Source organism: Pseudomonas gessardii, from assembly GCF_001983165.1.
GTDB classification, from domain to species: domain Bacteria; phylum Pseudomonadota; class Gammaproteobacteria; order Pseudomonadales; family Pseudomonadaceae; genus Aquipseudomonas; species Aquipseudomonas gessardii.
Genome location: NZ_MNPU01000010.1, coordinates 1 through 26,369, shown reverse-complemented (window position 1 = coordinate 26,369; position 26,369 = coordinate 1). Strand labels below are relative to the sequence as shown.

The 26,369-nt window shown below is 59.9% G+C and carries 21 protein-coding genes; 12 read left to right on the top strand and 9 right to left on the bottom strand.

Annotated elements, in window-relative coordinates:
* The first annotated feature begins 236 nt into the window (after positions 1–236).
* The 8 genes from BLL38_RS09605 (at position 237) to BLL38_RS09570 (ending at position 7,973) form a co-directional block, all read left to right on the top strand.
* Complete coding sequence (locus BLL38_RS09605) at positions 237–872, top strand: DUF1120 domain-containing protein (RefSeq protein WP_076962350.1); 636 nt, start codon at positions 237–239, stop codon at positions 870–872.
* A 32-nt stretch (positions 873–904) separates the two neighbouring features.
* Positions 905–1,525 carry a DUF1120 domain-containing protein gene (locus BLL38_RS09600; RefSeq protein ID WP_076962349.1) on the top strand — a complete coding sequence of 207 codons (621 nt, stop codon included), beginning with the start codon at positions 905–907 and terminating at the stop codon, positions 1,523–1,525.
* Positions 1,526–1,560: 35 nt separating this feature from the next.
* Complete coding sequence (locus tag BLL38_RS09595) at positions 1,561–2,181, top strand: DUF1120 domain-containing protein (protein ID WP_076962348.1); 621 nt, start codon at positions 1,561–1,563, stop codon at positions 2,179–2,181.
* 89 nt (positions 2,182–2,270) lie between these two features.
* On the top strand, positions 2,271–2,897 hold the full coding sequence (locus tag BLL38_RS09590; RefSeq protein ID WP_076962347.1) for a DUF1120 domain-containing protein: 627 nt from the start codon (positions 2,271–2,273) through the stop codon (positions 2,895–2,897).
* A 33-nt stretch (positions 2,898–2,930) separates the two neighbouring features.
* Positions 2,931–3,632, top strand: coding sequence for a fimbria/pilus chaperone family protein (locus tag BLL38_RS09585; protein ID WP_076962432.1), 702 nt, complete (start codon positions 2,931–2,933; stop codon positions 3,630–3,632).
* A 101-nt stretch (positions 3,633–3,733) separates the two neighbouring features.
* A complete protein-coding gene (locus BLL38_RS09580) occupies positions 3,734–6,154 on the top strand; it encodes a fimbria/pilus outer membrane usher protein (RefSeq protein ID WP_076962346.1) in 2,421 nt (806 codons plus the stop codon).
* 11 nt (positions 6,155–6,165) lie between these two features.
* Positions 6,166–7,308 (top strand): DUF1120 domain-containing protein, encoded by a 1,143-nt coding sequence (locus tag BLL38_RS09575; protein ID WP_076962345.1) that lies wholly within the window; start codon positions 6,166–6,168, stop codon positions 7,306–7,308.
* Positions 7,309–7,325: 17 nt separating this feature from the next.
* Positions 7,326–7,973: a DUF1120 domain-containing protein gene (locus BLL38_RS09570; protein WP_076962344.1), complete on the top strand. Its 648-nt coding sequence runs from the start codon at positions 7,326–7,328 to the stop codon at positions 7,971–7,973.
* Here BLL38_RS09570 and BLL38_RS09565 read toward each other — a convergent pair.
* A complete protein-coding gene (locus BLL38_RS09565) occupies positions 7,970–9,250 on the bottom strand; it encodes a CynX/NimT family MFS transporter (protein ID WP_076962343.1) in 1,281 nt (426 codons plus the stop codon). The genes BLL38_RS09570 and BLL38_RS09565 overlap by 4 nt on opposite strands.
* On the bottom strand, positions 9,240–9,899 hold the full coding sequence (locus BLL38_RS09560; protein WP_076962342.1) for a FadR/GntR family transcriptional regulator: 660 nt from the start codon (positions 9,897–9,899) through the stop codon (positions 9,240–9,242). The genes BLL38_RS09565 and BLL38_RS09560 overlap by 11 nt, the downstream gene beginning before the upstream one ends.
* Before the next feature lie 257 nt (positions 9,900–10,156).
* On the opposite strand from BLL38_RS09560, the gene BLL38_RS09555 reads away from it, so the two are divergent.
* The 3 genes from BLL38_RS09555 to BLL38_RS09545 all read left to right on the top strand — a co-directional run bounded on the left by BLL38_RS09555 (position 10,157) and on the right by BLL38_RS09545 (position 13,755).
* Positions 10,157–10,831 carry an alpha/beta hydrolase gene (locus BLL38_RS09555; protein ID WP_076962341.1) on the top strand — a complete coding sequence of 225 codons (675 nt, stop codon included), beginning with the start codon at positions 10,157–10,159 and terminating at the stop codon, positions 10,829–10,831.
* A 78-nt stretch (positions 10,832–10,909) separates the two neighbouring features.
* Positions 10,910–12,382: an ATP-dependent RNA helicase RhlB gene (gene rhlB / locus BLL38_RS09550; protein WP_076962340.1), complete on the top strand. Its 1,473-nt coding sequence runs from the start codon at positions 10,910–10,912 to the stop codon at positions 12,380–12,382.
* Positions 12,383–12,627: 245 nt separating this feature from the next.
* The gene (locus BLL38_RS09545; RefSeq protein ID WP_076962339.1) at positions 12,628–13,755 is read left to right on the top strand and encodes an NAD(P)/FAD-dependent oxidoreductase; all 1,128 of its coding nucleotides are present in this window, start codon (positions 12,628–12,630) and stop codon (positions 13,753–13,755) included.
* Between the two features lie 17 nt (positions 13,756–13,772).
* On the opposite strand, the gene BLL38_RS09540 is transcribed toward BLL38_RS09545, so the two are convergent.
* From BLL38_RS09540 to BLL38_RS09510, 7 genes are all read right to left on the bottom strand, one after another.
* On the bottom strand, positions 13,773–18,647 hold the full coding sequence (locus BLL38_RS09540; RefSeq protein ID WP_083743050.1) for an RHS repeat domain-containing protein: 4,875 nt from the start codon (positions 18,645–18,647) through the stop codon (positions 13,773–13,775).
* A 57-nt stretch (positions 18,648–18,704) separates the two neighbouring features.
* Complete coding sequence (locus BLL38_RS30465) at positions 18,705–20,663, bottom strand: hypothetical protein (protein ID WP_130898209.1); 1,959 nt, start codon at positions 20,661–20,663, stop codon at positions 18,705–18,707.
* A gap of 223 nt (positions 20,664–20,886) precedes the next feature.
* On the bottom strand, positions 20,887–21,333 hold the full coding sequence (gene moaE, locus BLL38_RS09530; RefSeq protein ID WP_076962336.1) for a molybdopterin synthase catalytic subunit MoaE: 447 nt from the start codon (positions 21,331–21,333) through the stop codon (positions 20,887–20,889).
* A 2-nt stretch (positions 21,334–21,335) separates the two neighbouring features.
* Positions 21,336–21,578, bottom strand: a complete 243-nt coding sequence (moaD, locus tag BLL38_RS09525) for a molybdopterin converting factor subunit 1 (protein WP_076962335.1) — start codon at positions 21,576–21,578, stop codon at positions 21,336–21,338.
* Positions 21,575–22,048, bottom strand: a complete 474-nt coding sequence (gene moaC / locus BLL38_RS09520; protein ID WP_076962334.1) for a cyclic pyranopterin monophosphate synthase MoaC — start codon at positions 22,046–22,048, stop codon at positions 21,575–21,577. Before moaC ends, moaD begins: the two co-directional genes overlap by 4 nt.
* Positions 22,049–22,211: 163 nt before the next feature.
* Positions 22,212–23,606 carry a PhoH family protein gene (locus tag BLL38_RS09515; protein WP_076962333.1) on the bottom strand — a complete coding sequence of 465 codons (1,395 nt, stop codon included), beginning with the start codon at positions 23,604–23,606 and terminating at the stop codon, positions 22,212–22,214.
* Between the two features lie 323 nt (positions 23,607–23,929).
* Entirely contained in the window at positions 23,930–25,054 is a 1,125-nt protein-coding gene (locus tag BLL38_RS09510) for a polysaccharide deacetylase family protein (protein ID WP_076962332.1), read from the bottom strand.
* A gap of 195 nt (positions 25,055–25,249) precedes the next feature.
* Here BLL38_RS09510 and yaaA point away from each other — a divergent pair, with 195 nt between their 5' ends.
* Entirely contained in the window at positions 25,250–26,029 is a 780-nt protein-coding gene (yaaA, locus tag BLL38_RS09505; protein WP_076962331.1) for a peroxide stress protein YaaA, read from the top strand.
* Positions 26,030–26,369 lie beyond the last annotated feature (340 nt).

Sequence of the window (26,369 nt, the reverse complement as noted above, 5' to 3'; positions counted from 1 at the left end):
TTCCGACACAAGCAAAACTGATTTCCCCCCTCCCCCTCATTGTCGTAATAGTTGTATTTCCCCAGCCCCCTCCCGTCGATAAATTGCGCCCACCCCAATCAGAGGGAACGGGCACGCCGCACTGCGGCGCCCGAAACAGACACGCCAGTCGCCTTGCAACCCGCCCGCCCCTTACAAGGGCCTGGCATTGCCGGCTGCACGCGTGAATCGCCGACCTTGCACTGGAACAACCTGAAATGAACAAGTCGTTAAACCTGGTGGGCGTTGCCCTGTTGCTCGCCAGCGCCACTTCCGCCTTTGCCGCCAGCAGTGTGGACCTGACCGTTAAAGGTCTGATCACACCGAGCGCCTGCACGCCGGGCCTGTCCGGAAATGGCGTTGTCGATTTCGGCAAAATCTCGGCCAAAGACCTGAAGCCGGACAGCGCGACCAGGCTCGCAGATAAGACGGTACAACTGACCGTAAGCTGTGAGGCATCCACCCTGTTTGCGATCAAGCCCACCGATAACCGCGCAGGTTCCTCAAGCTCCGGCAACATCGCCTACGGCCTGGGACTCATCAACGGGAACGAAAAACTGGGCCGGTACTATCTGACGTTTATCAATCCCGTATCCGACATCCCATTGACTGCCCTGTACTCCTCCGACAACGGTGCCACGTGGCGTGAGCACTTAGACGATGAAGCGGCAATACCCAGCCAGCTCTATGCCTTTGGCAACAGAGGGGAAGACTTCGTCTGGGCCCCACAACCCCTACAAAATGTGATGGTGGGTATAGCACTCAATACTGCTATTGCACCCACCAATACCCTGACGCTGACCAGCGAAGTACCGATGGACGGCTCAACGACGCTTGAAGTGATCTACCTGTAAACCCAAACCAGAACACTAGGAGGCCTCAACCGATGCACTTTCTCCACGCAGTTACCTTGGGGGCCTGTCTTTTCGGCACATCCTCAATTGCACTGGCCGCCAGCAGCACCGACCTCACGGTCAGAGGCCACATCACGCCCAATGCCTGTGCACCGGTGATGTCCGGCGGCGGCACGATCGACTTCGGAAAGTTGGCGGCCAAGGATCTCGAAGCCGAGCAGTACACCGCGCTGCCCAACCAAACCATACAGCTGAGTGTGCACTGTGAAGCACCGACATTCTTCACCCTGACCACCGTCGACAACCGCGCCGGCTCGTCTGCCAACCATGCCTTCTGGCATGGCCTGGGCTTGACGGCAGAAGGGGAAAAACTCGGCGGCGCCGCTTTCCACCTCTATGCCCCCATGGCCGATGGCGTCGCGGTCCGCACCATTACCTCAGCGGACGGCGGCGTCACCTGGCTGCCCACCAGCCTGCTCACCCACACCATGCTGACCGCCATCGCCAGGGGTACCCAACTGGTGCCCATCGCCGTACAGGATTTCGCCGCCGAAATCCGCTTGTTTGCCCACATCGCTCCTGCCAATGACCTGACGCTGACCGACGAAATCCCAGTCGATGGGCACGCCACGGTCCAGGTCAACTACCTGTAACGCCACACAGACTCACTTGAAAGGAACTCATCCCCATGAAACCCCTGTTCACCACCCTCGCTACCGGCCTGTTGTTGCTCGGCTCTGCCGCTACTTACGCGGCCTCCACCGTCGACCTGACCGTCAAGGGGTTGATCGTGCCCAGCGCCTGTACGCCCAGCCTGAGCAGCGGCGGCGTCATCGATCACGGCAAGATTTCCGCCAAAGACTTGCGCCCGGACAATCCCACCTTGATCGGTACCCATGTCATGACCCTGGCCGTGCTGTGCGATGCGCCTATTCAGTTTGCCCTGAACTCCATCGATAACCGTGCGGGGTCATCCATCATGACTTCCGACTTCGGCCTGGGCTTGATCAATGGCACGCAGAAACTGGGGTGGTATCAACTGACGCTGCGCAACGCCGTCGCCGACGGTTCAGCCATGCAACTGATTGCCTCCGGGGACGGCGGCAACACTTGGTACAAGGAAAGTTTCTGGGACGCAGGCCTGTATATGGCGGTAGCCACCCAGGATGACGCCACCCAGCCGGCCTCGGTCAAGGAACTGGTAACGGAGTTGGTGGTGAGCACCAGCATCGCCCGCACCGATGGCCTGGACCTGAGCAACGAGGTCACCCTCGACGGTTCCGCCACCCTTGAAGTCAAGTACCTGTAACCCTTGGACGCCCATGCCTGGCTGACGCTTGCAGGCATGGGTATTTTTCCCGTATCGGCCGTTTTTACCCCGGCCAGTGGCGCCCCTCGATGAACACCTACCCTCGCCTTCTAGCGCTCCTGCTGTTGCTGACGAACATTGGCCCGGCCATTGCTGCTTCTTTTGTCGATATCACGGTGACGGGGCGAGTGACGCCCGATGCCTGCCATGTGACGTTATCTGACGAGGGCACGGTCGATCACGGAAAAATCCCCTCACATACCCTCAGCGCCACTGAGTTCACGGTGCTGCCCAGTCGGCTGCTGGAACTGAACGTGCAATGCAACCGCCCCATGTTATTCGCCCTGGTAGGGCTTGATAACCGAACGGAGTCCTCGCTGGCTCCCGGATTTTTCTACGGCCTGGGCAGAAATATCCATGTTCCGGCAGAGCGCCTGGGCTCAGTGGCGCTGTCCTATCGCAACCCGATGGGCGACGCACAAACCCTGCAGGTGTTGGCGTCCACCGACAGTGGCGAAACCTGGTCCCCCGAGCCCAACGCCTATCCAAAATCCTACATCGGCTTTGCCCCACCGGGTGATCGCCAGCCCGACTTCATCGGTCAGTTGACGACCCAACTGCGCATCGACACGTCCATCAACTTCACCCAATACCTGACCTTGAACCAGGAGGTGCCGCTGGATGGCTCGATTGTTCTGGATTTGCGCTACCTCTGACCTTTTCACGTGGCCCCAATGGAAAACCCCGGCATGACGACGACATTATTGAAAAGCACGACCTGCATTCTTGCCCTGACGTTGCTGCTGGGCCCCCAGGCCCAGGCCGATGGCATGGTCCCGGACACCTCCGTGGTCATCGTCTACGAAGCCGAAGGTGAAGCGTCCGTTTCGGTCACCAACACCGACAGCCAACTGGCCCTGCTGCATGTCACCCTGGAAGACATTGCCGAAGACACCGAGCCCTTGCTGGTGGTTACACCGCCGCTGTCGCGGGTGGAGCCGGGCAAATCGCAACTGGTGCGTTTTATCCTGCAACGCCAGCAGCCACTGCTTACCCAGCGCCTCAAGCGGGCGATCTTTGAAGGCATGCCCCAGGGCCGCCCCGCCACCGAAGCCGGGCACGCACGGGTCGGCGTGACAGTGCGCCAGAACCTGCCGGTGATCATTCACCCCGGGGGCCTGGCCCCCAATCGCACGCCCTGGACCGGCCTGACCTGGTCGCAACACGGCAACACCTTGCAGGTGCGCAACGACAGCCCCTATGTGGTGCGCCTGGCCCAGGAACTGCGCCTGCTGCCCGGTGACGGCAAGGCCATGCTGCCACGCACCTACGTGTTGCCGGGAGAAACCCTGAATATGCCGGCCACCGGCGGCCCCGCCAGCAAGGTCCGGCTGCAACCGGCGACGGTGTATGGCTTTGCCGTGGCCGCCTATGAAGCGCCTATCACCTAACAAACCACACGAAGTCCCCGGCCAGACACTGACCTGTGGTGAGGGGACGAGCCCCCTCGCCACAGATGCCCATCATTCGAGTGCCTTGCGTGAAAACAGTATTGAATGACCGTGACGGCGAAGCCGTGCCCGACACACCCACCCGCTGCGCCTTGCCCGCAATGCTGCTGGCGTGCGCCCTGCTGCCGGCCATGACCTTGGCCGAAGAACGGCCCGGCTTCGACGCCACCACCCTGCAGCAGCGTGGCATCGACCCGCAGTTGGCCAGCTTGCTGCTGGACGCACCGCGCTATGCCGCCGGCCGGCACGCCGTGAGCCTGCGAGTCAATGGCCAACGCCGGGGGCGGCTGGAGGTGGGGTTCGACCCCCAAGGCCGCCTGTGTTTTGACCAGGCATTACTGGACGCCGCCAACCTGGTGAGGCCCGATGACAGCGGCCCCTGCCATGACTTTCTCGCGCAATACCCGCAAAGCCTGGTGGAGCCGGACCCGGCCAGCCTCACCGTGTCACTGGTGGTGCCAACCGAGGCATTACGCCCGTTGCCACAGGACATCTCGGGCTACGAGACCGGTGGGGTTGCCGGCCTGCTCAATTACGACCTCACCGGGTTCTACAACCGCTTCGGCGACGATAACAGCCGGTTCGGTTCGGCCAACACCGAGGTGGGTTTCAACGCCGGTGACTGGATCGTGCGCAGCCGCCAGGTACAGACCTGGCAGGATGGCCTGTCGCGCAGCACCCATCTGGAAGCCTACGCCCAACGCACCTTTGCCCGGCATCAGGCGGTGCTGCAGGCCGGGCAGATCAACCTCTATAACCCGGTGTTGTCCGGCGCGCAGATCACCGGGGTACAGGTCCTGACCGAACAGGCCCTTCAAGAACAAGGCCAGGGCGCGACCATCGACGGTATCGCCAACAGCCCGGCCCAGGTCGAGGTGCGGCAGAACGGTGCGTTGATTCATTCCACCGTGGTGCCGGCCGGGCCGTTCTCCCTGACGGATGTGCGGCGCCTGAACTCACGCTCGGACGTCGAAGTCACGGTCAAGGAAAGCAGCGGCGGCGAGCGCCGTTTCACCGTTCCCGCCGCCATGCTTGGCCTGGGGCTGGCGGCGCCGGGGTACTCGGTGGCGGCGGGCCGCGTGCGCAATATCGGCGATGCCCAGGGCGACGATCCGTGGGTGGTCAGCGCCGGCTGGACCGGCGCCGTGCACCCACAACTGTCCCTGGGCAGCGGTGTGCTGGCGTCCAGTGAATACCGGGCGGCAGGGGTGAGCCTGGGTTGGCTGCCGTGGCTCGATAGCCAGGTGCAACTGGCCACCCAGGTCGCCGACACCCAGGCACGGGACAAGGTGCGTGGGGTGCAGACCGACCTGTCATGGTCCCAGCGCCTGAATGAGCAATGGTCGTTCAGCGTGGCCAACTCCTGGCGCACCCCGGGCTATCGGGAGCTGGAAGAAGCCACCTACGAACCCGAGACCACCCAGCAACGGCGCTCCCGCTATCGCGAGCAACAAAGCGCTACGGTAGGCTGGTCCCACCCATGGCTGGGGGCGTTCAGCGCCGGGGTGTCGCGCTCCAGCAGCTTTGATGGCGACAGCAGCAGCCGCGGCCTGGCGTCCTGGGGCACCAGCGTCGCAGGCGTGTCGTTGTCGGCCAGCGCCGAGTGGCAAATGGGCGGGCGCCAGCAACAGGACAACGCGGTGTACCTGAATGTCAGCCTGCCCCTGGGTGAGAGCCGGCGCATGCGCGCCTGGGTACGCAACTCGGGCGGAGAACATCGCACGGGGCTGGGGCTCAACGAACAGCTCGACGATCAACTGAGCTATCGCGTGAGTGCCGAACATGACACCCGCGACCAACAAGTAGAGACCACCCTCGGCCTATCGGCCCTGCCACGCTACAGCCAACTCGATGTCAGCTATAGCCGCTCCGATGCCGAGCGCTCGAGCTATCAGGGCAGCGCCCGGGGTGGGGTGGTGGTGCATGGCGACGGTGTCACCTTCTCGCCCTACCCGGTGCGCGACACTTTTGCCCTGGTCTCGGTGGGCGATATGGGCGGCATCAAGCTGAGCACCCCCAGCGGCCCGGTGTGGACCGACTGGCAAGGCCAGGCCGTGGTGCCCCAGGTGAGTGCCTATGGCCGCAGCCCGGTGGAAGTGCAGACCCGTTCACTGCCGCGCAATGCCGATATCAACAACGGCCTGGCGATGATCTCGGCCGGACGCGGGGCGGTGGACCGGGTGGACTTCGGGGTGACGTTGACGCGCCGGGTCTTGCTCACCGCACGTACCGAACAAGGCGCACTGCTACCCCGTGGCGCCTCCGTCAGCACCGCCGACGGCGAGTTCGTGACCCTGGTGCAGGACGGCGGCCAGGTGTTTCTGCCCAATGTGCTGGAGCAGTCCGGGTTGTGGGTCAGCGCGCCAGGCCTGAGCCGCTGCCGGCTGCAGTTCGAGCTGCCGGCCAAGGGCGATCCCCAGGTGTATTTCGAAACCACGCCCGCGCGCTGCAACCCCTTATGAGGAAAATCACCATGCCCCTTCTGCGCGCCCTGCGGTGCCTGATCGCTGGATTGCTTAGCCTCGGCCTTGCCGGCAACGCCCTGGCCAATGACGAGTGCCAGTTGAATATCAGTGAGTCGTTGCTGGACTTCGGCCTGATGAGCCGCCTTGCACAAAACGACAGCGCCCCCCAGCGCCTGCTTGGCGAGCGCCGCTTGAGCCTGAACCTCAATTGCCCGCACCCGGCGGACATGAGCGTGTTCTACAGTGCCCTGGCGGCGAACGCGCATCGCCTGCAATTTACCGAGCACGGCAGCTATGCCCTGCACGTCAGCGATGGCGTGCTGGATGGCCAGGCCGTGGAGCTGGGGTTGTTGCCCGGCGCCGGCCAGCCACCCGCCAGCATCGGTACGACATTGAGTTGGCGTCCAGGCCATGGCGTCGCGCCGGTGCAAGGTGGCAGCGTGGTACAGGGCCGCCAGCTTTCCCTGCAACTGAGCCTCAGTGCCTGGGCCGACGTGGCCGCCACCCATGTGCGCGAGGCAACCACCTGGGAAGTATCCGGGTTATTCGACGCACGCCAGAGCGGCCGCTACCGGGAACTGACCCTGCGCGCGCACTTCGCCCCCGCCGCCTGCACGCCGCAGTTGTCCAACGGCGGCCTGGTGGACTACGGCACCTTGCTGGCCAAGGACCTGAGCGCCACCCACGAAACGCCACTGCCCACCCGCACCTTGCAGTTCTCCGTGAGCTGCGATGCACCCGCGCACTTTGCCTTGCTGATGCATGACAACCGTTTCGGCTCGGCCACCGGCGGCACCGATGAAACCGCCTACGGCCTGGACCTGGACGCCAGCCGCAACAAGATCGGGCGCTACTACCTGAACCTCGACCCGGCGGACTTCAGCGCCGATAGTTTCGGCACGCTTTATCGCACCGACTCCACCAGCAACGGCCGGGCGTGGAGCAGCTCCAGTGCCCGGCAGATCCCCATCGCCGCCAACAGCCTGATGGGCTTCACCAACAGCCTCGGCAACACCCAGGGCCCGATTGCCATCCAGCACCTGGCCGGCACCGTGCGCATCAAGGCCTACCTGGCCCCCACCCAGTCCCTGGACCTGCGCAATGTAGTGCAGATCAATGGTTCCGGCACCCTCGAAATCATCTACCTCTGACCTCAGGAACCCGTCTTATGAATAAGTACTGCCTGGCTTTTTCTGCCCTGCTGCTGTGCTCGGCCCTGCCGGCACTGGCGGCCTCGACCGTGGACCTGAGCGTCAGGGGCAAGATCACCCCCACGGCCTGCACCCCGCTGCTGTCCAGTGGCGGGCTGATCGACTACGGCAAGATTTCCCAACAGGACCTCAACCTTGACCGTGGCACGCGCCTGCCGGTCAAGCAGCTGCAAGTCAGTATCGACTGCAATGCCCCCAGCCGCTTCGCCCTGCGCATGCGCGACAATCGCGATGGCACGGCCACGGTCAACAGTGAGATCTACTACGGGCTGGGGCTGGACAACAGCGGCAATCGCCTGGGCCTCTACTCCATGACTTTCGACCCCCGCCACACCCTGGTGGACAGCACGGCCACGGTCTATGGCACCGAATCCACCACCGGCGGCACGGCCTGGCGCACGGCCAACCTCAACCCCATTGATATAGGCGCCAACAGTTACCTGGGGTTCACCGACACCCAAGGCAGCGTTGCCGGGCCGTCGGCGATCCAGGAGTTGATCAGCACGGTCAAGGTCGAGGCGGTGATCAATGCCCGGCAGAACCTGGACCTGAGCAGCGACACCCTGCTCGACGGCTCGGCGACCCTGGAGGTGCTGTATCTCTAGAGTTTTTCGCTGGTGACCTGCACATACCGCGCACGCCCCGCGCCCAGCCCGGCGACGATTGCCCCGAGGCCAAGCAGCGCGAAAATCCAGCCGATGGCCGTCCAGCCTCCGGTCCAGTCATGCACCAGGCCGACCGCGAGCGGGCCGAGGGACGCCAGGGTGTAGCCGATGCCCTGGGCCATGCCCGACAGGTTGGCGGCCACGTGGGCGTCGCGCGAGCGCAGCACGATCAGGGTCAGCGCCAGGCTGAACGTACCGCCCTGCCCCAGGCCCAGCAGGATCGCCCAGCCCCACAAACCGTCCAGCGGTGCATACAGGCACCCGAACAGGCCGCCGAGGGTCAACAGCATCACCACCACAATGGCCAGGCGCTGGTCCTTGCCACGGGTGGCCAACCAGGGGGCGGCCAGGGAACTGGCCAACTGCACGATGATCGAGCCGGACAGGACCAGCCCGGCTTGCGTGGCACTCAGGCCACGGCCGATAAGGATCGACGGCAACCAGCCGAACACAATGTAGGCCAGGGACGATTGCAGGCCCATGTACAGGGTCACCTGCCAGGCCAGCGGATCACGCAGCAGCCCCTTGACCCGATAAGCGACCTGGTGCGCACCGTGCCGCTGCCCGACTTGCGGCAACCAGCACAGCGCCGCCACCAGCGCCGGCAACATCCAGAAGCCCAGGCCGATGTTCCAGCTGTGGGCAAAGGAGTGACTCAACGGCACAGTGGCGCCCGCCGCCAACGCCGCCCCCAGGCACAGGGCCATGGTGTAGACGCCGGTCATGGTCCCGGCCTGTTTGGCAAAGTCACGCTTGACGATACCCGGCAACAACACCCCGATAATGCCGATACTGGCCCCGGCCAGCAGGCTGCCGGCGAACAGGCCGACCTCACCCAGCAAGCTGCGCAGCATGATCCCGGCCGCCAGGGTCAGCAGGATGCCCAGCACCACCCGTTCAGCGCCAAAACGCCGGGCCAGGATCGGTGCCATGGGCGCAAACAGGCCCAGGCACAGCACCGGCAAGGTGGTCAGCAGGCCGGCCCGGGCCGCCGACAACCCCAGGCTGGCGGACACGTCGCCGAGCAGCGGCGCCATGCTCGCCAGCGCCGGGCGCAGGTTCAACGCCACCAGGACCAGGCCCAGCAGCAACAGCCACGGGCGATGCACCACGGGGGGGCTGTGCTGGACCACCTCGTCATCGGCCTCGGCGTCGATCAGCAATTCTTCAAGGGCGTTTTCAGGGCGGGGCATGGTGTTCTCAGGTTCAAGGTTCATTGATCAACTGCCGGCACAGGGCTTTGGCGCGCTGCGGGTCCTGCTGTTCCACGGCAGCGAGCAGTGCGACATGCAGGTCGAATACCGCTTGGCGGCGTGGCTTGAGATTCAGGGCCAGGCGTAACTGGGCGCCGACGATGCTGGAAAAGTACTGGTACAGCTCGCTCAAGGCCGGATTGTGGGCGGCGTCCACCAGGCGTTTGTGGAACACCAGGTCGCACTGGATGTAGTGCTCCAGGTCGCCATGGTAGTGCTCGCCGCTGGCCTGCAACGCTTGGTGCAGGCGCTGCAGATCCTCAGGGGTGCGGCGCAAGGCCGCCAGGCCAATGGCCTCGACTTCGAGAATCTGCCGCGTCTCCTGCGCCTGCTCCAGGGTGCACTGGGACATGGCGTTCATCACCCCCAACGGATCGGTCATCGAACGCAGGTAGCTGCCGTCGCCCTGGCGGATCTCGATCAACCCGGAAAACGCCAGCACCCGCATGGCCTCGCGCACGGTATTGCGGCTGATGCCCAGCTCGGCAGACAACTCCGGCTCGGTGGGCAGGCGTTCGCCAATCGCCCATTTGCCCTGGGCGATGCGTTGGCGCAGTTGGTCCAGGGCCTGGTCAACCAGGGAGCGTTTGATCAGCGGGGCGATGTCTGGCATGGGCTTGGTACTTTCGTCCAATCATAGGATGAATTTTCGTACAGCCTATTCGGAGTTGCCTACAGAAGCAACGCACGAGGGTATTCCAGCGGCTATCCCACAGGTAGTGCTCACTGATAGTGTTACCGCCCAGATAGTTCTGACATCGACCGACATAGCAAGACAGTCCGCCTTGCGACATCTTGTCAACTGAGCCACCTTGCACACACCGCCCCCGAAGCCTTCCCTCGGCGTGCACGCACATTTATGGAGCAAACATGAGCGAACCCTTGATTCTTCAGCCCGCCAAGCCCGCAGATGCCTGCGTAATCTGGTTGCATGGCCTGGGTGCCGATCGCTATGACTTCTTGCCCGTGGCCGAAGCCCTGCAGGAAACCTTGCTGTCCACCCGCTTTGTATTACCCCAGGCGCCGACCCGTGCGGTGAGCATCAATGGCGGCTACGAGATGCCAAGCTGGTACGACATATTGGCCATGACCCCGGCACGGGCCATCAGCCGCGAACAGCTGGATGAATCAGCAAAACGGGTCACTGATTTGATCGAGCAACAAAAAGCCAACGGAATAGACGCCTCGCGCATTTTCCTCGCCGGCTTTTCCCAGGGGGGCGCCGTGGTCCTGCACGCCGCGTTTGTGAAATGGCAGGGCGCCCTGGGTGGCGTGCTTGCCCTCTCCACCTATGCGCCAACGTTCAGCGATGAACTGGAACTGTCCGCCAGCCAGCAGCGCATTCCGGCCCTGTGCCTGCATGGCCAGTACGATGAAGTGGTGCAGAACGCCATGGGCCGTAGCGCCTATGAGCATTTAAAGCAGTGCGGTGTCACCGTGGCATGGCAGGAATACCCAATGGGTCACGAAGTGTTGCCCGAAGAGATCCGCGACATCGGCGCCTGGTTGAACGACCGCCTGGGCGGAAAACCAGCCATTGTGTAGCCGCATGTCCAACGCACTACGCCGCGCCCGATTCTTGCATTACACTGGCCGGCGTACATTCCTTAACCAATTGATGAGATGACCGTGCTCAAAGCACTCAAGAAGATGTTCGGTAAAAGCGAGGCTGAACCACTCGCCCCTGTTCCCAGCGCCCCTGTCCACGCTTCCGGCAGCCGCAATGACGGTAAACAGCCTGGCCGAACCACGCCTGTTGCCTCGCCAAAACCGTCGCCCGCAACGCCTGCCGCCCCGGCTCCAGCCGCCCAGCCCGCAGAAGAACCACCGCGTGTGGAAAAACCGCGCCGCGAACGTGCGCCAAAACCTGTGGTAAAGCCGTGGAAGCTGGAAGACTTCGTGGTCGAGCCCCAAGAGGGCAAGACCCGCTTTCACGACTTCAAGCTGGCCCCGGAACTGATGCACGCCATCCAGGACCTGGGCTTTCCGTACTGCACGCCGATCCAGGCCCAGGTCCTGGGCTTTACCCTGGCCGGCAAAGACGCCATCGGCCGCGCCCAGACCGGCACCGGCAAGACCGCTGCGTTCCTGATCTCGATCATTACCCAACTGTTGCAGACCCCGCCGCCCAAAGAGCGCTACATGGGCGAGCCACGGGCCCTGATCATCGCCCCAACCCGGGAACTGGTGGTGCAGATCGCCAAGGACGCTGCCGACCTGACCAAGTACACCGGCCTCAACGTCATGACGTTTGTGGGCGGCATGGACTTCGACAAACAACTCAAGCACCTGGAAGCGCGGCACTGCGACATCCTGGTCGCCACCCCGGGCCGTTTGCTGGACTTCAACCAGCGCGGCGACGTGCACCTGGACATGGTTGAAGTGATGGTGCTGGACGAAGCCGACCGGATGCTCGACATGGGTTTTATCCCACAAGTGCGCCAGATCATTCGCCAAACCCCACCGAAAAACGAACGCCAGACCCTGCTGTTCTCCGCGACCTTTACCGAAGACGTGATGAACCTTGCCAAACAGTGGACCACCGACCCGTCCATCGTCGAGATCGAGGCGCTGAACGTCGCCAGCGAAAACGTCGAACAGCATATCTATGCGGTGGCCGGTGCCGACAAATACAAGCTGCTCTACAACCTGGTCAACGACAATGGCTGGGAGCGGGTCATGGTGTTTGCCAACCGCAAGGACGAAGTGCGGCGCATTGAAGAACGCCTGGTACGCGATGGCGTCAACGCCGCGCAACTGTCGGGCGATGTGCCGCAGCACAAGCGCATCAAGACCCTGGAAGGCTTTCGCGAAGGCAAGATCCGCGTGCTGGTGGCCACCGATGTGGCAGGCCGCGGGATTCATATCGACGGCATCAGCCACGTGATCAACTTCACCCTGCCGGAAGTGCCGGACGACTACGTACACCGGATCGGCCGTACCGGCCGGGCGGGCGCTGCCGGTGTGTCGATCAGCTTTGCCGGGGAAGACGACTCGTACCAGTTGCCGTCGATCGAAACCCTGCTGGGCCGCAAGATCAGCTGTGAAACGCCGCCGACGCACTTGCTGCGCCCCGTAGAGCGTAAACGCCCTTAAGCTGGAATGCGGTAAAACCTGTGGGTGCCCGCTTGTGTGGGGCTTGTGTGGGAGCGAGCTTGCTCGCGAAAGCAGTGGGTCAGTCAACATCAATGTTTGCTGGGCCGACGTCATCGCGAGCAAGCCCGCTCCCACATTTGATCTTCGCTGCTTTGAGCATTGCGTTCGCTTAACTGAACGGCATTAGGGCAAGCCCACACAAGCCAACATTGGCTTTCAGCGCTTGCACATTCAAGGAGGAGCCCATGAACCAGGCCGACTATCTCATCATCGGCGGCGGTATTGCCGGTGCCTCCACCGGTTACTGGCTGTCCCGACACGCCCGCGTTATCGTGCTGGAGCGTGAGGCCATGCCGGGTTATCACTCCACCGGCCGCTCCGCCGCCCTGTATATCGCCGCCTATGGCACACCACAAGTGCGCGCCCTGACCCTGGGCAGCCGCGACTTCTTCGATCACCCGCCCGCAGGCTTTACCGAACACCCCTTGCTCACGCCCCGTGGCGAATTGCTGGTGGACCTGGTGGGCGACCCTGACGAGTTGCAGCGCCAATACCTGAGTGCCAAGGCGCTGGTGCCCGAGACGCGGCTGCTGAGTGCCGAGGAGGTGCTGCACAGGTTGCCGATCCTGCGCGCGGAAAAAGTCCACGGGGCGATCTACGATCCGACCGTCTGCGATATCGATACCGACGCGCTGTACCAGGGCTACTTGCGCGGCATTCGGCGCAATGGCGGGGTAATCCACACCGACCATGAGGTGCAGAAACTGACCCGTGACGATCAGGGCCAATGGCAGGTTCGCACCGCGCAACAACGCTTCAGCGCCCCGGTGCTTATCAACGCCGCCGGAGCTTGGGCCGATGCCGTCGCGCAACTGGCCGGCGCAGAAAAAATCGGCCTGCAACCCAAGCGCCGCAGTGCCTTTATCTTCGCCCCGCCCGCCGATATGAACATCCACGCCTGGCCGGAACTGGCCGCCCTCGACGGCACGTTCTACATGAAGCCCGACGCCGGTATGTTCCTCGGCTCACCGGCCAATGCCGACCCGGTGGAGCCCCACGATGTTCAGCCCGAAGAGCTGGATATCGCCACGGGCATCTATCACATCGAACAGGCCACCACCCTGACCATCCGCCGCCCCACCCGCACCTGGGCCGGGCTGCGCAGCTTTGTCAGCGATGGCGACCTGGTGTGTGGGTTCGATCCCCAGGTAGAGGGCTTGTTCTGGGTTGCGGCCCAGGGTGGCTACGGCATCCAGACCTCACCCGCCATGGGCCAGGCCAGCGCGGCGCTGGTGCGCGGGCTGGCGTTACCCGAGGCGTTGGTAGATGCGGGCTTGACCGAGGCGATGTTGTCGCCCCGGCGCCTGGGTTAAGGCGGCGTATGCCAAGGCTACCCTCGATACAATTCCCCCTGGATGGGTTGGCGAATGCGCGAGGCTTCGTCTCTGAATGACTGGTAGTAGCCGACGCTGCTGCTGGGCATATCAACCACTCGGCTGACAGTGGGTTGCAATTGGGGTTGGGCTGGAGCAGAGCGGCCACCGCCTCCTTCAGGTTGGGGTGTGGCTGATGATTTGCTTCTGGCTTCGATTGACCGACCAAAGTTGGTAAACCTCAATATAGTCCGCGTCCCCCCAAAAATTATGCTGAGTGGTGTAACACCCGCTTTGTCGCTGAACTTATAGCTCAAGCCCAACATGCGCTGGCGCGCAGAGAATAGAGCACTACCAAGGGGCGTGTCAGTCAGTTTGCCGATACCGGTAAACTTTGAGGCGGCAGTGTTGTAGGCCATATGCGCCGAGGTATAAGCCCCCCCAATACTCACTACCAACGAGGCAATTGAAAACCCGAGGGATGCCCACCCCAGACGATTGATGATGTGCGAACGGTCCCAGCCCATTGCTTTATCAACCTCGGCAATAGCCAGCCCCGCGACACTCAACGTCCCGCCGACAACACCGAGCCCCGCTCCGACGGTGAGCGCAGTCTTGGAGGCGATGCCCCACGCTGCGCCGGCAGCGGCAGTTACAGCCGCAGTCGCAGCCACAGAGACTGCCGTAGCCGTCAAAGCTCCCGCAGCGGCTGGTGCCGCCACCGCTGTCGCCGTCGCTACTGTCGCGGCTAGCCCCGCAGCAATTGACTTTGTCGTATATGCCCCTACTGCTGCTGAAAGAGCGACGCCCCCAAACCCAACGGCTACCACCGCCAGCACCAATGCTGCCCCGGTCAACACCCACTTCAACCAGTTCGCCCACATCCCACTGGGGTCCGTCAGGTTGACCGGATTACCGGCACAGTAGGCATAGCTGTTGATCCCCCCCTCATCAAATGGGCTCAACGGATCAGCCTGCAAGAACATCCTCAGGTAAGGACTGTAGGCCCGCAGACCGTTACCAAGAAAGTACAGATTGCTCGCCACATCCAAGTGCTGCCCCTTGAACGCCGGCAGTTGCAGGTCGGCCATACTGCGGACCTTGCCATCATCCAGGGGGATATGGGCATCGCCATAGGGTGTGTAGTGCCGGCGGACATGGGGCTGCCCGGGCGCCGATACGCCACGCACACTGCCGCTGGCATCGTTCATATGCAGTTGCGGGCCGTCCACCCCCCCACTGCGGGCCATCACCTCATCCCCGCCGTCGGCGAAGCGGATCTTTTTATTGCCTTCAACCAGTAGCTCAAGACGCTCGCCAGTGTACGCCAGCATCACCGGCGGCTCATTGCCCCGGGCTGCCAGGGCCTGGCGCGCCTCGGCGTCGTACTGGTAGCTGTACTTGAAGGGGCCGGCCTGCACCGCCGTCAGTTGCTCAAAGCCATTGTATGTATAGGCGTGGCCTTCCGGGCTCGCCTGCAGATTGCCCGCCGCATCATAGGTAAGGGTGAAATCCTGCGCCGGGCGGGTGTGGGTCAGGCGAGTCAACCGGGTCGGGTCGGTGCCGGTAAAATAGCGCTTGCAGGTATCCTGGGAGTTATCGGCAAAGGTGGTGATGACCTGGGTAATATTATTGAGGCTGTCAAAGGTGAAATCCTCCCCGACAATGCCCCGGCCCAGATGATCCTTGGGATGTTCAAGCCCGGTACAGCGGTAGGTCTTGAGCCGCAGGTAGGCGTCGTAGGTGAAGGTCTCGCTGATCACCACCCGTGAGCTCGCATCTGTAAGCACCCGTGTCGCCAGCATACTGTTGGCCAGATAGGTACTGGTCATCACCTGCAGCAGTGCCCCGTTTTGCTCAAAGCGACGCTCGGCTTCCCGCCCCAGGGAGTCGTAGGACACCTTGGTAATGACCCGCGTATTGTCATAGGCAGTGGTCAAGTTCTGCGGCCGGCCCAAGGTGTCGTAAGTCTGCTCGATAACCATGGCGCCGGTGGTCATCCTGGAAAACCGCCCGTGGGTGTCGTAGGCAAGCTCACTGCGCAGGCCATCGGCTGAGGTCTGATGCAGCAGGCGCCCTGCTGGGGAGTAGCCATACTGCGTGGTCAACGAAGTACCGCTGGCAGTTTGAACGTCCTTTATGGGGTGGCCGTTGGCATCCCGGAAAAACTCATGAACCAGGCCATTGGTCTCCGAGCGCGTCAATGCGCCGCCCAACGGGTCATGCCGATAGGTGCTCACCGGGAGCCCTGTCATCTCAATTCGGGTCGGTACATCGAGTTGTTTGTCATAGGTCATGACCTGGCGACCACCACTTGGGGAAACCATGGCAACCGGTTCCGCCCATCCTGCCTCGTACTCCCAGGTCGTGGCCGGCCCCGTCCCGCGCGCCTGGCTGGTCATCCGGCCCAGGCTGTCGTAAGTACGTGCCCCCAACAGCTTACTGTCGACCGTGATAGCACGGACCGACTCACTAGCGGTGCCAGGGGCATAGTCCGTTTTACTCAGCCGTTGTGGGGTACCGTCAACCGGTTTTTGAAGGGTCGTCAGCAGCCGGTCAAACGCGTCGTAGGTAAACTCGGTGACGGTCTTATTGATATCCACTGCCGTCAGGCATCGGCCCAGACCATCGTACGTACGTGATTCCAGCTCAACCTTATTGTTGTTGGCGTCCAGGCGCTCTATCTTGATCGGCTGGTTATGCGCATTGAAATAGGTGATCAGCCGCTCCCCACCTACAACGCCTTCCTCCGTCAGATTGAGCAGCGGGTCGTATTCATTGATCTCGACGCGACCATCGCCGTAGGTGACACGGCTGGGATTGCCCCAGCGGCTGTAGGTATGGGTGCTTTTCAATAAGCGTTGCCCGTCGCTCACGTAGTCCATATTGACCACTTCCACGGTTTGCCCAAGCGCGTCATAACGCCAGGTACAGGTGGCTCGCTCCTGATCGGGGCCCAGACACTGTGCTTCGGACACCTGGCGTCCAGCGCCATCGTAGTAGGTAATGGCCTGGTTACCTTGCGCATCGGTAGTGATCAGATGGGCGCGCTTGCCCTGCTCCGCAAAATGGTAGGCATATTGCCGCGTGGCTTTCTGCGGCGTGCCGGGGGCAGCCGTTTCCATGATCAACCGGCCACTGACGTCAAATGCCAGGTCCAGAGTGCTGCCACCATCTCGCGTCATCGACAACAGGCGCCGATTGACCAGCGAAAGCGTGCGCTTGGCCTCAAGCCATTGCTTTCCTTGCTCTTCGCGCCCTTTCAACCGCCGGGTTTCGATAAGGTTATCGCCCTGAATGACATAGCTGAAATCACTGGTCAACGCCTGCCCACCAACCGTACTGGTGGTGCTCTTCAACCGTCCAGCCAGTTCGATAGGGGTTTCGTAGTAGGTCTGCTGCATGGCCAGCACACCAGCCTGGCTGCTCGATTGCTGTAGCACAAAATAACTGCTGCCCGTTTGCGGCACGCGGGTATGGGTATATTCCGTGAGTCGCGCGGCAGGCGTGCCTCCTGTGGGCACCAGTCGCTCTTGTTTGAGGTAGCGCGGGAACAACCCATGGGGGTCGGCCGGGCATTTGCCGCTTTCGCCGGCAATCGGGTAATAGCTGTATTCGGTACGGATACCGGAAGGCTGGGTGCGGCTGAGTTCGTTGCCGTAGTCGTCAGTTTCTATCTGCTGGATCTCTTCCCTCGGGGTACCACCAGCCACTAGCTCATAGCGTTTGGTGATGGTTTTGGCAAGGTGGAGATTGGCTGGCTGGACGGGAAACAGGCCGGGGACCGTGTTGTACGTGATGTTCATTTGGGTCCGCGTCCCCTCGCGCGTAACCCGTTCTTCGATCAACAGGTGAAACTTGTTATAGGTGGTGCGGCTGACGCTCAGCACCGTATTATTAGCACTGCGGCTGGTCTCTTCGGTCCAGTAGTCATAAGCGCTGCCTACCAAGTACAGGTTGTCTTCGCCTTCGCGAAAACCGCCGGAGAACGGGTAACCGGTAAAATTTTTGCCCTGACTGTAGGCATAGGTCCGGATCATGTCCGGCTGACTGGCCCCTGGTGTCTGCACCCAACGGACGACCCGTGGAATGTATTGGTTGTTGGCATATTGGTGCCCGTTCTCCTCATAACTAATCAGTTCCTCCCCACCCATCGGCGAATAAATTCGCTTAAGAGGGACCAGGCCGTTGCGAAACTCCGGCCAGTATTCAAACGCATAAGCCGCAGCGCCGGGCGGTTCACTACGATCATAGGGGGCCGTCACTCTCGTCAAAAGATTATTGATCTGTGTAAATTGAATGCGGGCATAACGCCCCCCTTCGACCCGAGCATCTACGTACGACAAACGCCCGGTGGAGTAGGTCAGAATAAGTAGATCTTCTTGCTTATGGTTGAGGATCCGCTCCAAAAAACCTGTAGTGCCGTACCGGAAAGTCAAGCGCTCACCATTCTCGAACAATATAGCGTCTATCCGGTACGGCACAGTACTGCTTGTGCGACGTAAAACTTCTACAGATCCATCTTTGTAAATTACATGCAGCGTATTGGTATCCGGCCGTTTGACGACTAGATCTTTTAACTTGTAATCCTTGAATATCATCGTGCCGCCAACCGAAGGCAAACCACTGGTTTGATATCTTCCGCCCTTGAGCAAGGTAAAATTCAGGCTGACCAAATCAAATGAAGTATTACTGAGCTGCCATCCGATACCGTAAGGGCTATTAATGGAATTAAGCATAGAAAACGACAGAATAATATCCCGACTCACCTCTTGTGGGCCTTCAGGATACAAAGTGGCCAAGCGAATTTGCCCACCATACTGCCCCGTGCGCGGATCAACTGAACCGTTGAGATACGAACTAAAATTAAAAGCATTAGAATAGACATTCATTTCTAACTCCTTAACTGTACAGACAACCAGCAAAAATAGTTAAATTCAAACGTACACTCATGCATCTTTCAGTTCTAAACTACGCCCACTGTCCGCCTTCTCTATAAAAAATCTATGCTCACATCCAAAATTATCCCAGACACGCAATGTACTTTTTGTATCACCTTGAACAATTGGATTTTTTGTCCAAATTTTCACTACACGAAAAATAGTAGACACAACATTGTATTCAATATAAGGATTACGAAAGTTTGCATTTCTCTGAACATCATGAGTCCGCAGCTTCAAGCCTGGCACATCTTTTTGCAAGACAACACCGGCCTTACAATACCGATATCCATCTCTGTTGATTTTTTGCGAAAATGACGTTTGAAAGTAATCACCCTCATCATTGACTTGCAAAGGGTTGTCAAGCCCCATCGTGGAGACAATCCTCAGTCCTGCCGGTGGATTATAATAAAAAACATCTGCATCACTAACCGCATCATGCTGCGCATCAAAATCATGATAAACCGTCAAATCGCGCACGCTTAGACGATATGGTCTAATCGGAAGAACATCAATTGAACTACCACCTGGAGTAGATATCGGATTAGTTGTATAAACAACCCCATCTATTATAATTCTGGCCATGAATTTTTGAGTTTCGATCGGAGTGGTCGAGTCGAAACGCATATACCGATCAATTACTTCTGAAAAAGGTACCGAACCATTATCATCCGGGCCTATGTTGCGTTGCTCATCTTCCATGATGCCATCTCTCACCCAGCGTCCCGTGTCAAACATGTTTTTTTCAACATCACAAGACCATCCAGGCGGCAATACTTCGTGTACATTTGTTGAGTAACGTGTAATCGTCACACTAGCACGCTGCTCTGCAGTCAGTGGAACAGGACCTGCACCCTCGCGCTCCAATAGCACCTCGACCTGGACCTTGCACTGATGACGACCATTGCTATAAAGAGCATCCGTCCAAGTTTGATTATTAGGAAGCTTTATCTTGAAATAGGTCAAATTTAGGTTTGGCCCCTTATCTTTTATACGCAAGCCTTCATAGTTAGAACCGGCCGACTCCAATACAAACTGATGTAAGTTTCCAAAATTATCTATTAAACTCCACGTTCTACTCGAGTCGTGCGTAACATCAACTTTCAAAGCAAGAGATCGTGCCGTTATTGCCCTCATGATTGTCGGCCGCATATCAGTCCGCACATAATGATTGTAAACCGGAACACCGTAAGGCTTGAATATATCCGACCGCATAACGGGAGAGTTCCCCTTATTAACAACTACACCCCCCTTATGGGGAGTGTTATTGCCCTGTTTTGCATAAGCGTAACCAGTCTGAAAATGGTCACCCTCGTAGTCCATATCCAACGGCCGATCAAGACCTTCTTGCGCAACGAACACCACCCCAGCAGGAGGAGTCCAATAATATACCGTCGCATAGAACGCTGTATCCGAAACTGCTGCATGTTTATACTCAACCAAATCTTTCACAGAGAGTCTAAATGGAACCACTGGCTGGAGGGTAACCGACGAATCAAAACCGCTATCTTCCGCCAACGACTTGGTTTTATAAACCTGACCATTCAAAACCATACATGCTACAAGTCTGACTGACTCCATAGAGCCTTGCGAACTGAAACGCAAGTAACGAGAAACCCTCTGAACCAAGGGACCCGGATTATAATCAGTTGGTTTCAGTTCTACTTTTTTATCACCTTCCCAAAGCCCTTCACTGTAAATATTTTTTCTCTCATCACAACTCCAACCACTAGGTAAAAATCCTCCATCTTCTGAAAAAAACGAAACAACTCTGATACTTTCAACTTCTTCATCAGTTAATTCAGTACGCTCCCATACCCCAATTCTATTTGGGCACTCTTTTATCACTTCAACAACAACCTCACATTGATGGCGCCCGTTGGCATAAAGATTATCCGTAAAGTTCGAGCCATCCGGGCATGTAACCCTGAAATGGGAAAGCCTGGACAGTTTATTTTCCTCAGTCATTTTTTTCTCCCTGAAACTTTCATCTTCGATGAAGTACAATTGGAGGCATAACTACTTAATACAGCCTGGTTATCTCTAAAGGAAAACCCAATGCCCATGAGTGTAATTAAGTATTAAAGTAGAATGACGAACAACTGTCAGAATTGACAGTTACGCAGAACCTTTTGGCCTAAACCAAAGGTTTTATAGGTCAAATAGAGCTAGTAGTGTGTGCTGCTCGCCACTACCAGCGACCCGCCGCCGCATGATCACTGTCCCGCCCCTCCACCCACCGCGCCCCTTCACTGGTATTTTCCTTCTTCCAGAACGGCGCCCGGGTCTTGAGGTAGTCCATCACAAACGCACACGCCTCAAACGCCGCCTGACGATGGGCGCTGGCGGCGGCGACGAACACGATGGGTTCGCCGGGCTCCAGGGCGCCGATGCGGTGCAGCACTTCGAGCTTGAGCAGCGGCCAGCGCTGTTCGGCTTCGGTGGCGATCTTGGCCAGGGCCTTTTCGGTCATGCCGGGGTAGTGTTCGAGGAACATTCCCGCCACATCGAGGCCGTCGTTGAAATCGCGTACATAGCCGACAAAGCTCACCACCGCGCCCACGCCCACGTTGGCGGCGTGCATGGCGTTGACTTCGGCGCCGGGGTCAAAGGGTTGGGCTTGCACACGAATGGCCATGGTCAGCCTCCGGTCACGGGCGGGAAGAAGGCCACTTCATCACCGGCTTGCAACGGCTCGTCGAGGGCACACAGTTCCTGGTTGCGCGCGCACATCAGGCTGGCTTCGTTGAGCACCTCGAAGCCTGGATCTGCGGCCAGTGCCTGGCGCACGGCATCGACCGTGGAGAAGTCACCTTCGACCTCCAGGGAATCCAGGCCCACGGCCTCGCTGTAGCGTGCAAAAAACAGTACGTGGATGCTCATGCCTGGTCCGCCTTGAAATGCCCGCTTTTGCCGCCGAGTTTTTCCAACAGGCGGATGTGTTCGATGGTCATGCCGCGGTCCACTGCCTTGCACATGTCGTAGATCGTCAACGCGGCAACACTGGCGGCCGTCAGCGCTTCCATTTCCACGCCGGTTTGCCCGGACAGTTTGCAACGGGCGATGATGTGTACGGTATTTTCCCCTTCGGCGGCCAGTTCAACCTTGACACCCGTCAACATCAGCGGATGGCACAGGGGAATCAGGTCGCTGGTCTTCTTGGCCGCCTGGATCCCGGCGATGCGCGCCACGGCGAACACATCGCCCTTGGGGTGGGCGCCGTCGACGATCATTTGCAGGGTCTGGGGCAGCATGCGCACCCGTGCTTCGGCCACGGCTTCGCGGAACGTCACGGTTTTGTCGGTGACGTCGACCATATGGGCACGGCCCTGGGAATCGAGATGGGTCAGCACGGGGATACTCCTGATCAGAAGCCCCGATTGTAAACCCAACGCAGATCAAAAGGTGGGAGCGGGCTTGCCCGCGATAGCGGCGCGTCAGTCAACTTATCATCGACTGACCCACCGCTATCGCGGCGATGCGGCGACCCGACAAGCCCGCTCCCACACTGGGCGGTTACAGGTGGGATTCGGCGTATTCGGCCAGAATCGAGCGAGGGACGCCCTGCAAGGCGATATGCACGCCGTTCGGGAAGTCCTTGAAGCGTTCTGTCAGGTAGGTCAGCCCGGAGCTGGTCGCGGACAGGTAAGGGGTGTCGATCTGTGCCAGGTTGCCCAGGCACACCACTTTGGAACCGGCGCCGGCACGGGTGATGATGGTTTTCATCTGGTGCGGCGTAAGGTTCTGGCATTCATCGATCAGAATCAGGCTCTGCTGGAAGCTGCGACCCCGGATGTAGTTGAGGGATTTGAACTGCAACGGCACTTTGCTGAGGATGTAGTCGACGCTGCCATGGGTGTTTTCGTCATCCATGTGCAAGGCTTCGAGGTTGTCGGTGATCGCCCCCAGCCATGGCTCCATTTTTTCCGCTTCGGTGCCGGGTAAAAAGCCGATTTCCTGGTCCAGGCCCTGCACGCTACGGGTGGCGATGATGCGGCGATAACGCTTGGTGACCATGGTCTGCTCGATGGCCGCCGCCAGGGCGAGGATGGTCTTGCCCGAACCCGCCGCGCCGGTCAGGTTGACCAGGTGGATGTCCGGGTCGAGCAGCGCGTACAGCGCCAGGCTCTGGTAGATATCACGCGGTTTCAGGCCCCAGGCTTCCTGGTGCAACAGGGGCTCCTGATGCAGGTCGAGGATCAGCAGCTTGTCGACCTGGATCTCTTTGATCCAGCCCACAAAGCCCTGCTCGTCGACGATGAATTCATTGATATGCACGGCCGGCAGGTTGTCGATCAGTTGCACCTGGTGCCAGGTGCGGCCATGGTCCTGGCGGGTCTCGACCTTGCTCACGCGGTCCCAGAACGAGCCGGTCATCATGTGATAACCACGGGACAGCATCGACACGTCGTCGACCAGTTGGTCGGTGCTGTAGTCCTCGGCAGCGATCCCACACGCTCGTGCCTTGAGGCGCATATTGATGTCTTTGGTCACCAGCACCAGGCGCAGGTCCTTGTCGCGCGCGTGCAGGTCGATCAGTTGATTGATGATCTTGTTGTCGTTGAGGTTTTCCGGCAGCAGGCTGTTGGGTTCGCTGCGCTTGCTCATCAGGATCGACAGCAAGCCCTTGGGCCCGCTCTTGCCACGCTGGATCGGTACGCCGACTTCCACATCCTCGGGCGAGGCTTCGCCCAGGGTCTTGTCGATCAGGCGGATCGCCTGGCGGCATTCGGCGGCCACGCTGTGGTGCCCGCTTTTGAGTTTGTCGAGCTCCTCAAGCACGATCATCGGGATGGCGACGTGGTGTTCTTCAAAATTGAGCAACGCGTTTGGATCGTGGATCAATACATTGGTATCAAGCACATAAAGGATTGGCTGGTCGGAAGAAGGGTTACGTCCATGATCATCCATACTCGGTCACCTTTGTGGGAGCCAGTCGACGCAATACCACAACAGTGCTGCGCCTCGATTCGACCACCGAATACACCACAAAGGGAGTCTGGGAAGACGCCACCTGTGTTGCAGGTTTCGGCGATCTGCCTTCGTAATACCGCAAAACCCATGACAGGAAAAAGCACTTTGACGCTTTTTTGAAGTTTATTTTTCAGGATGACGAATAGCACTGGCGGGCCGCCACGCACACCGCTAAAGTCGGAAGTCCGCCTGCATCGAAATGTCGCAACAAATCACCCCGAAACACCATCATCCCCAACAGGGCCGGGCCTTTGCGCTTTTCAGCGAAACGCCTCCCGACAGTCCTGCCAACCCAGCCCACTTTGTGCCGTTGCCTGGAGCAATAAGGGCAATGCGACCCGCGCCTTATCCTGGGTGTCGTGGAACACAATCACCCCTTTGCGCCACAACAACATCAGCGTCAGCACGCGCTGGGCCGATTCGTCGGCCTTGAGCAGGCCGGGCTCATCCTGGGAGTCGATATCCCACAGCGCCACCTGCAGGCCCTGGCCCTGGAAGAAGCCCTGGCTGTCCGCCCGGCGCTGGCCATAGGGCGGGCGGAACAGCGGCACGTAGTTTTCCGGCAGCAGGTTCTGGGTCAGCGAGGCACTGCGGGTGATGGAGCTTTGCCAGTCGACCCAATGGCTGTGGGAGCGGTATTGCCAGCCCTGGATGCCCACGCACTGGCCCTGGTACAACGCCTGCACATCGGCGGCCGAGGTCTTTTCCAGGCGGGTTTGCAGGCTGTTGCCCAAGGCAAAGAAGATTGCCGTCATTTTTTGCTTACGCAGGTAGTCGGCCAGCCAGTCGGTGTTGCCGTTGAGCGGTGCCGGGCCGCCATCGAAGGTCAGTAAAAACAGGCGGTCGTTGAGCTCATCGCCATTGCGCTCGAAATCGCCATAACGCGCCACCTCGCTGCCGATCTGCGGGAACAGCGCGGCCTTGCGCAACAGCTCGTCCAGATAGCGCTGGTGAAACGCGCGGCTAGGGCCGGCCCAGCCTATATAGAAGGACTGCTCGCTCACCTCGAACTTGCCGGCCTGCTCGCGCAGGTCGTCCATGTTGTCCACCAGGTAGCAGAACGAGGCGTCCTGTTCGCAGCTTTGCTGGGCGAATGTGTAGTTTTCCAGCAGCCGTTGCCAGAGGTGGCGGCGCAGGTCGTCAATGGCGCCCTGGTTGATGATCTTCAGCCCCAGGCGCTGCTTCAGCGCAGGTTCATCCAGGGCCTCGCTGGCCAGCAGGGTATTGGCGAACATAAGGATTTCGGCGCGTGATGCCACATCGAACAGCGCCGGGCTGCTGAGTTGTTCCGGCCAGGTGCCGCGGTCCAGGGTCGCGACATCCACACTGGCCGCCTGGGCGCCCAGGCACACCAGCCAGGCGCATAAAAAAAGCGCAATTCGCACAACGGGTCCCCTCTGTAGGAGCGAGCTTGCTCGCGAAGAACGTCAACGATAACACTGGCATCCTGCAGCACGCGCTGCCCTGGCGTTTTTCGCGAGCAAGCTCGCGCCTACACAAAAGCGTGGCTATTGGCGTGATAGGTGGAGTCAAACCGCCCTACCCCCTAGAATCCCCCGACGATTACAGGAGACGACTTCATGCTGACGGTGATTTCCCCGGCCAAAACCCTCGATTTCGAGACCCCGCCTGCGACCCAGCGCATAACCCAGCCGCAATACCTCGACCACTCCCAGGTGTTGATCGAGCAACTGCGCGAGCTGAGCCCGGCGCAGATCAGCGAGCTGATGCATGTTTCCGACAAGATCGGCGGCCTCAACGCCGCACGTTTCGGCAGCTGGACCCCGGCCTTCACCCCGGCCAATGCCAAGCAGGCGCTGCTGGCCTTCAAGGGCGATGTCTACACCGGCCTCAATGCCCAGACCTTCAGCGACGCCGACTTTACCTACGCCCAAAACCATCTGCGCATGCTCTCGGGCCTGTACGGCCTGCTGCGCCCGCTGGACCTGATGATGCCGTACCGCCTGGAGATGGGCACCAAGCTGGCCAATGCCCGTGGCAAGGACCTGTACGCCTTCTGGGGCACGCGCATCAGCGAATGGCTCAACGAGGCCCTGGCCGAGCAAGGCGATGATGTGCTGCTGAACTTGGCGTCCAACGAGTACTTCTCGGCGGTCAAGCGCCCGGCCCTGAACGCACGGATCATCAACACCGAGTTCAAGGACCTGAAGAACGGCCAGTACAAGATCATCAGTTTCTACGCCAAGAAGGCCCGCGGCATGATGAGCCGCTTTGTCATCCAAGAGCGCATCAACGACCCGGCCAGGCTCAAGCAGTTCGATGTGCAGGGTTATCGCTTCAGTGCCGAGCAGTCCAAGCCGGATAAGCTGGTGTTTTTGCGCGATCACGCACCGGAATAGGTCGACAGCACAGCGCGAGTCCAATGTGGGAGCTGGCTTGCCTGCGATAGCGGTGGGTCAGCTACACATTTGGCAACTGGCAGACCGCTATCGCAGGCAAGCCAGCTCCCACACTTCATCTGCATTTCCCCAATGAAATCGTCATTACTTTGACGCCAATAATATTTCTTCAGAATTACTAACGTTTCTTTCACTCGACATTCGTCAGTTTTTTGGCTCTTCGCATTTAAGGGTGTAGAAAAAATCTGACCGGCTGGAAAAGGAGTCGAGGATCTTAGAAAATGTAAGCTCTCACACCAACAAAAACTAAGCCCCCGACGTGAACAATCTTACCTTTTCT

Excerpts from the sequence above, each read along its gene's own strand:
- rhlB (WP_076962340.1), top strand. The coding sequence starts at position 10,910 with ATGACCGTGCTCAAAGCACTCAAGAAGATGTTCGGTAAAAGCGAGGCT.
- moaD (WP_076962335.1), bottom strand. The coding sequence starts at position 21,578 with ATGAGCATCCACGTACTGTTTTTTGCACGCTACAGCGAGGCCGTGGGC.
- BLL38_RS09515 (WP_076962333.1), bottom strand. The coding sequence starts at position 23,606 with ATGGATGATCATGGACGTAACCCTTCTTCCGACCAGCCAATCCTTTAT.
- BLL38_RS09545 (WP_076962339.1), top strand. The coding sequence starts at position 12,628 with ATGAACCAGGCCGACTATCTCATCATCGGCGGCGGTATTGCCGGTGCC.
- BLL38_RS09555 (WP_076962341.1), top strand. The coding sequence starts at position 10,157 with ATGAGCGAACCCTTGATTCTTCAGCCCGCCAAGCCCGCAGATGCCTGC.
- BLL38_RS30465 (WP_130898209.1), bottom strand. The coding sequence starts at position 20,663 with ATGACTGAGGAAAATAAACTGTCCAGGCTTTCCCATTTCAGGGTTACA.
- BLL38_RS09585 (WP_076962432.1), top strand. The coding sequence starts at position 2,931 with ATGACGACGACATTATTGAAAAGCACGACCTGCATTCTTGCCCTGACG.
- moaE (WP_076962336.1), bottom strand. The coding sequence starts at position 21,333 with ATGGCCATTCGTGTGCAAGCCCAACCCTTTGACCCCGGCGCCGAAGTC.
- BLL38_RS09540 (WP_083743050.1), bottom strand. The coding sequence starts at position 18,647 with ATGAATGTCTATTCTAATGCTTTTAATTTTAGTTCGTATCTCAACGGT.
- BLL38_RS09600 (WP_076962349.1), top strand. The coding sequence starts at position 905 with ATGCACTTTCTCCACGCAGTTACCTTGGGGGCCTGTCTTTTCGGCACA.
- yaaA (WP_076962331.1), top strand. The coding sequence starts at position 25,250 with ATGCTGACGGTGATTTCCCCGGCCAAAACCCTCGATTTCGAGACCCCG.
- BLL38_RS09605 (WP_076962350.1), top strand. The coding sequence starts at position 237 with ATGAACAAGTCGTTAAACCTGGTGGGCGTTGCCCTGTTGCTCGCCAGC.
- BLL38_RS09595 (WP_076962348.1), top strand. The coding sequence starts at position 1,561 with ATGAAACCCCTGTTCACCACCCTCGCTACCGGCCTGTTGTTGCTCGGC.
- BLL38_RS09570 (WP_076962344.1), top strand. The coding sequence starts at position 7,326 with ATGAATAAGTACTGCCTGGCTTTTTCTGCCCTGCTGCTGTGCTCGGCC.
- BLL38_RS09590 (WP_076962347.1), top strand. The coding sequence starts at position 2,271 with ATGAACACCTACCCTCGCCTTCTAGCGCTCCTGCTGTTGCTGACGAAC.
- BLL38_RS09565 (WP_076962343.1), bottom strand. The coding sequence starts at position 9,250 with ATGAACCTTGAACCTGAGAACACCATGCCCCGCCCTGAAAACGCCCTT.
- BLL38_RS09560 (WP_076962342.1), bottom strand. The coding sequence starts at position 9,899 with ATGCCAGACATCGCCCCGCTGATCAAACGCTCCCTGGTTGACCAGGCC.
- BLL38_RS09575 (WP_076962345.1), top strand. The coding sequence starts at position 6,166 with ATGCCCCTTCTGCGCGCCCTGCGGTGCCTGATCGCTGGATTGCTTAGC.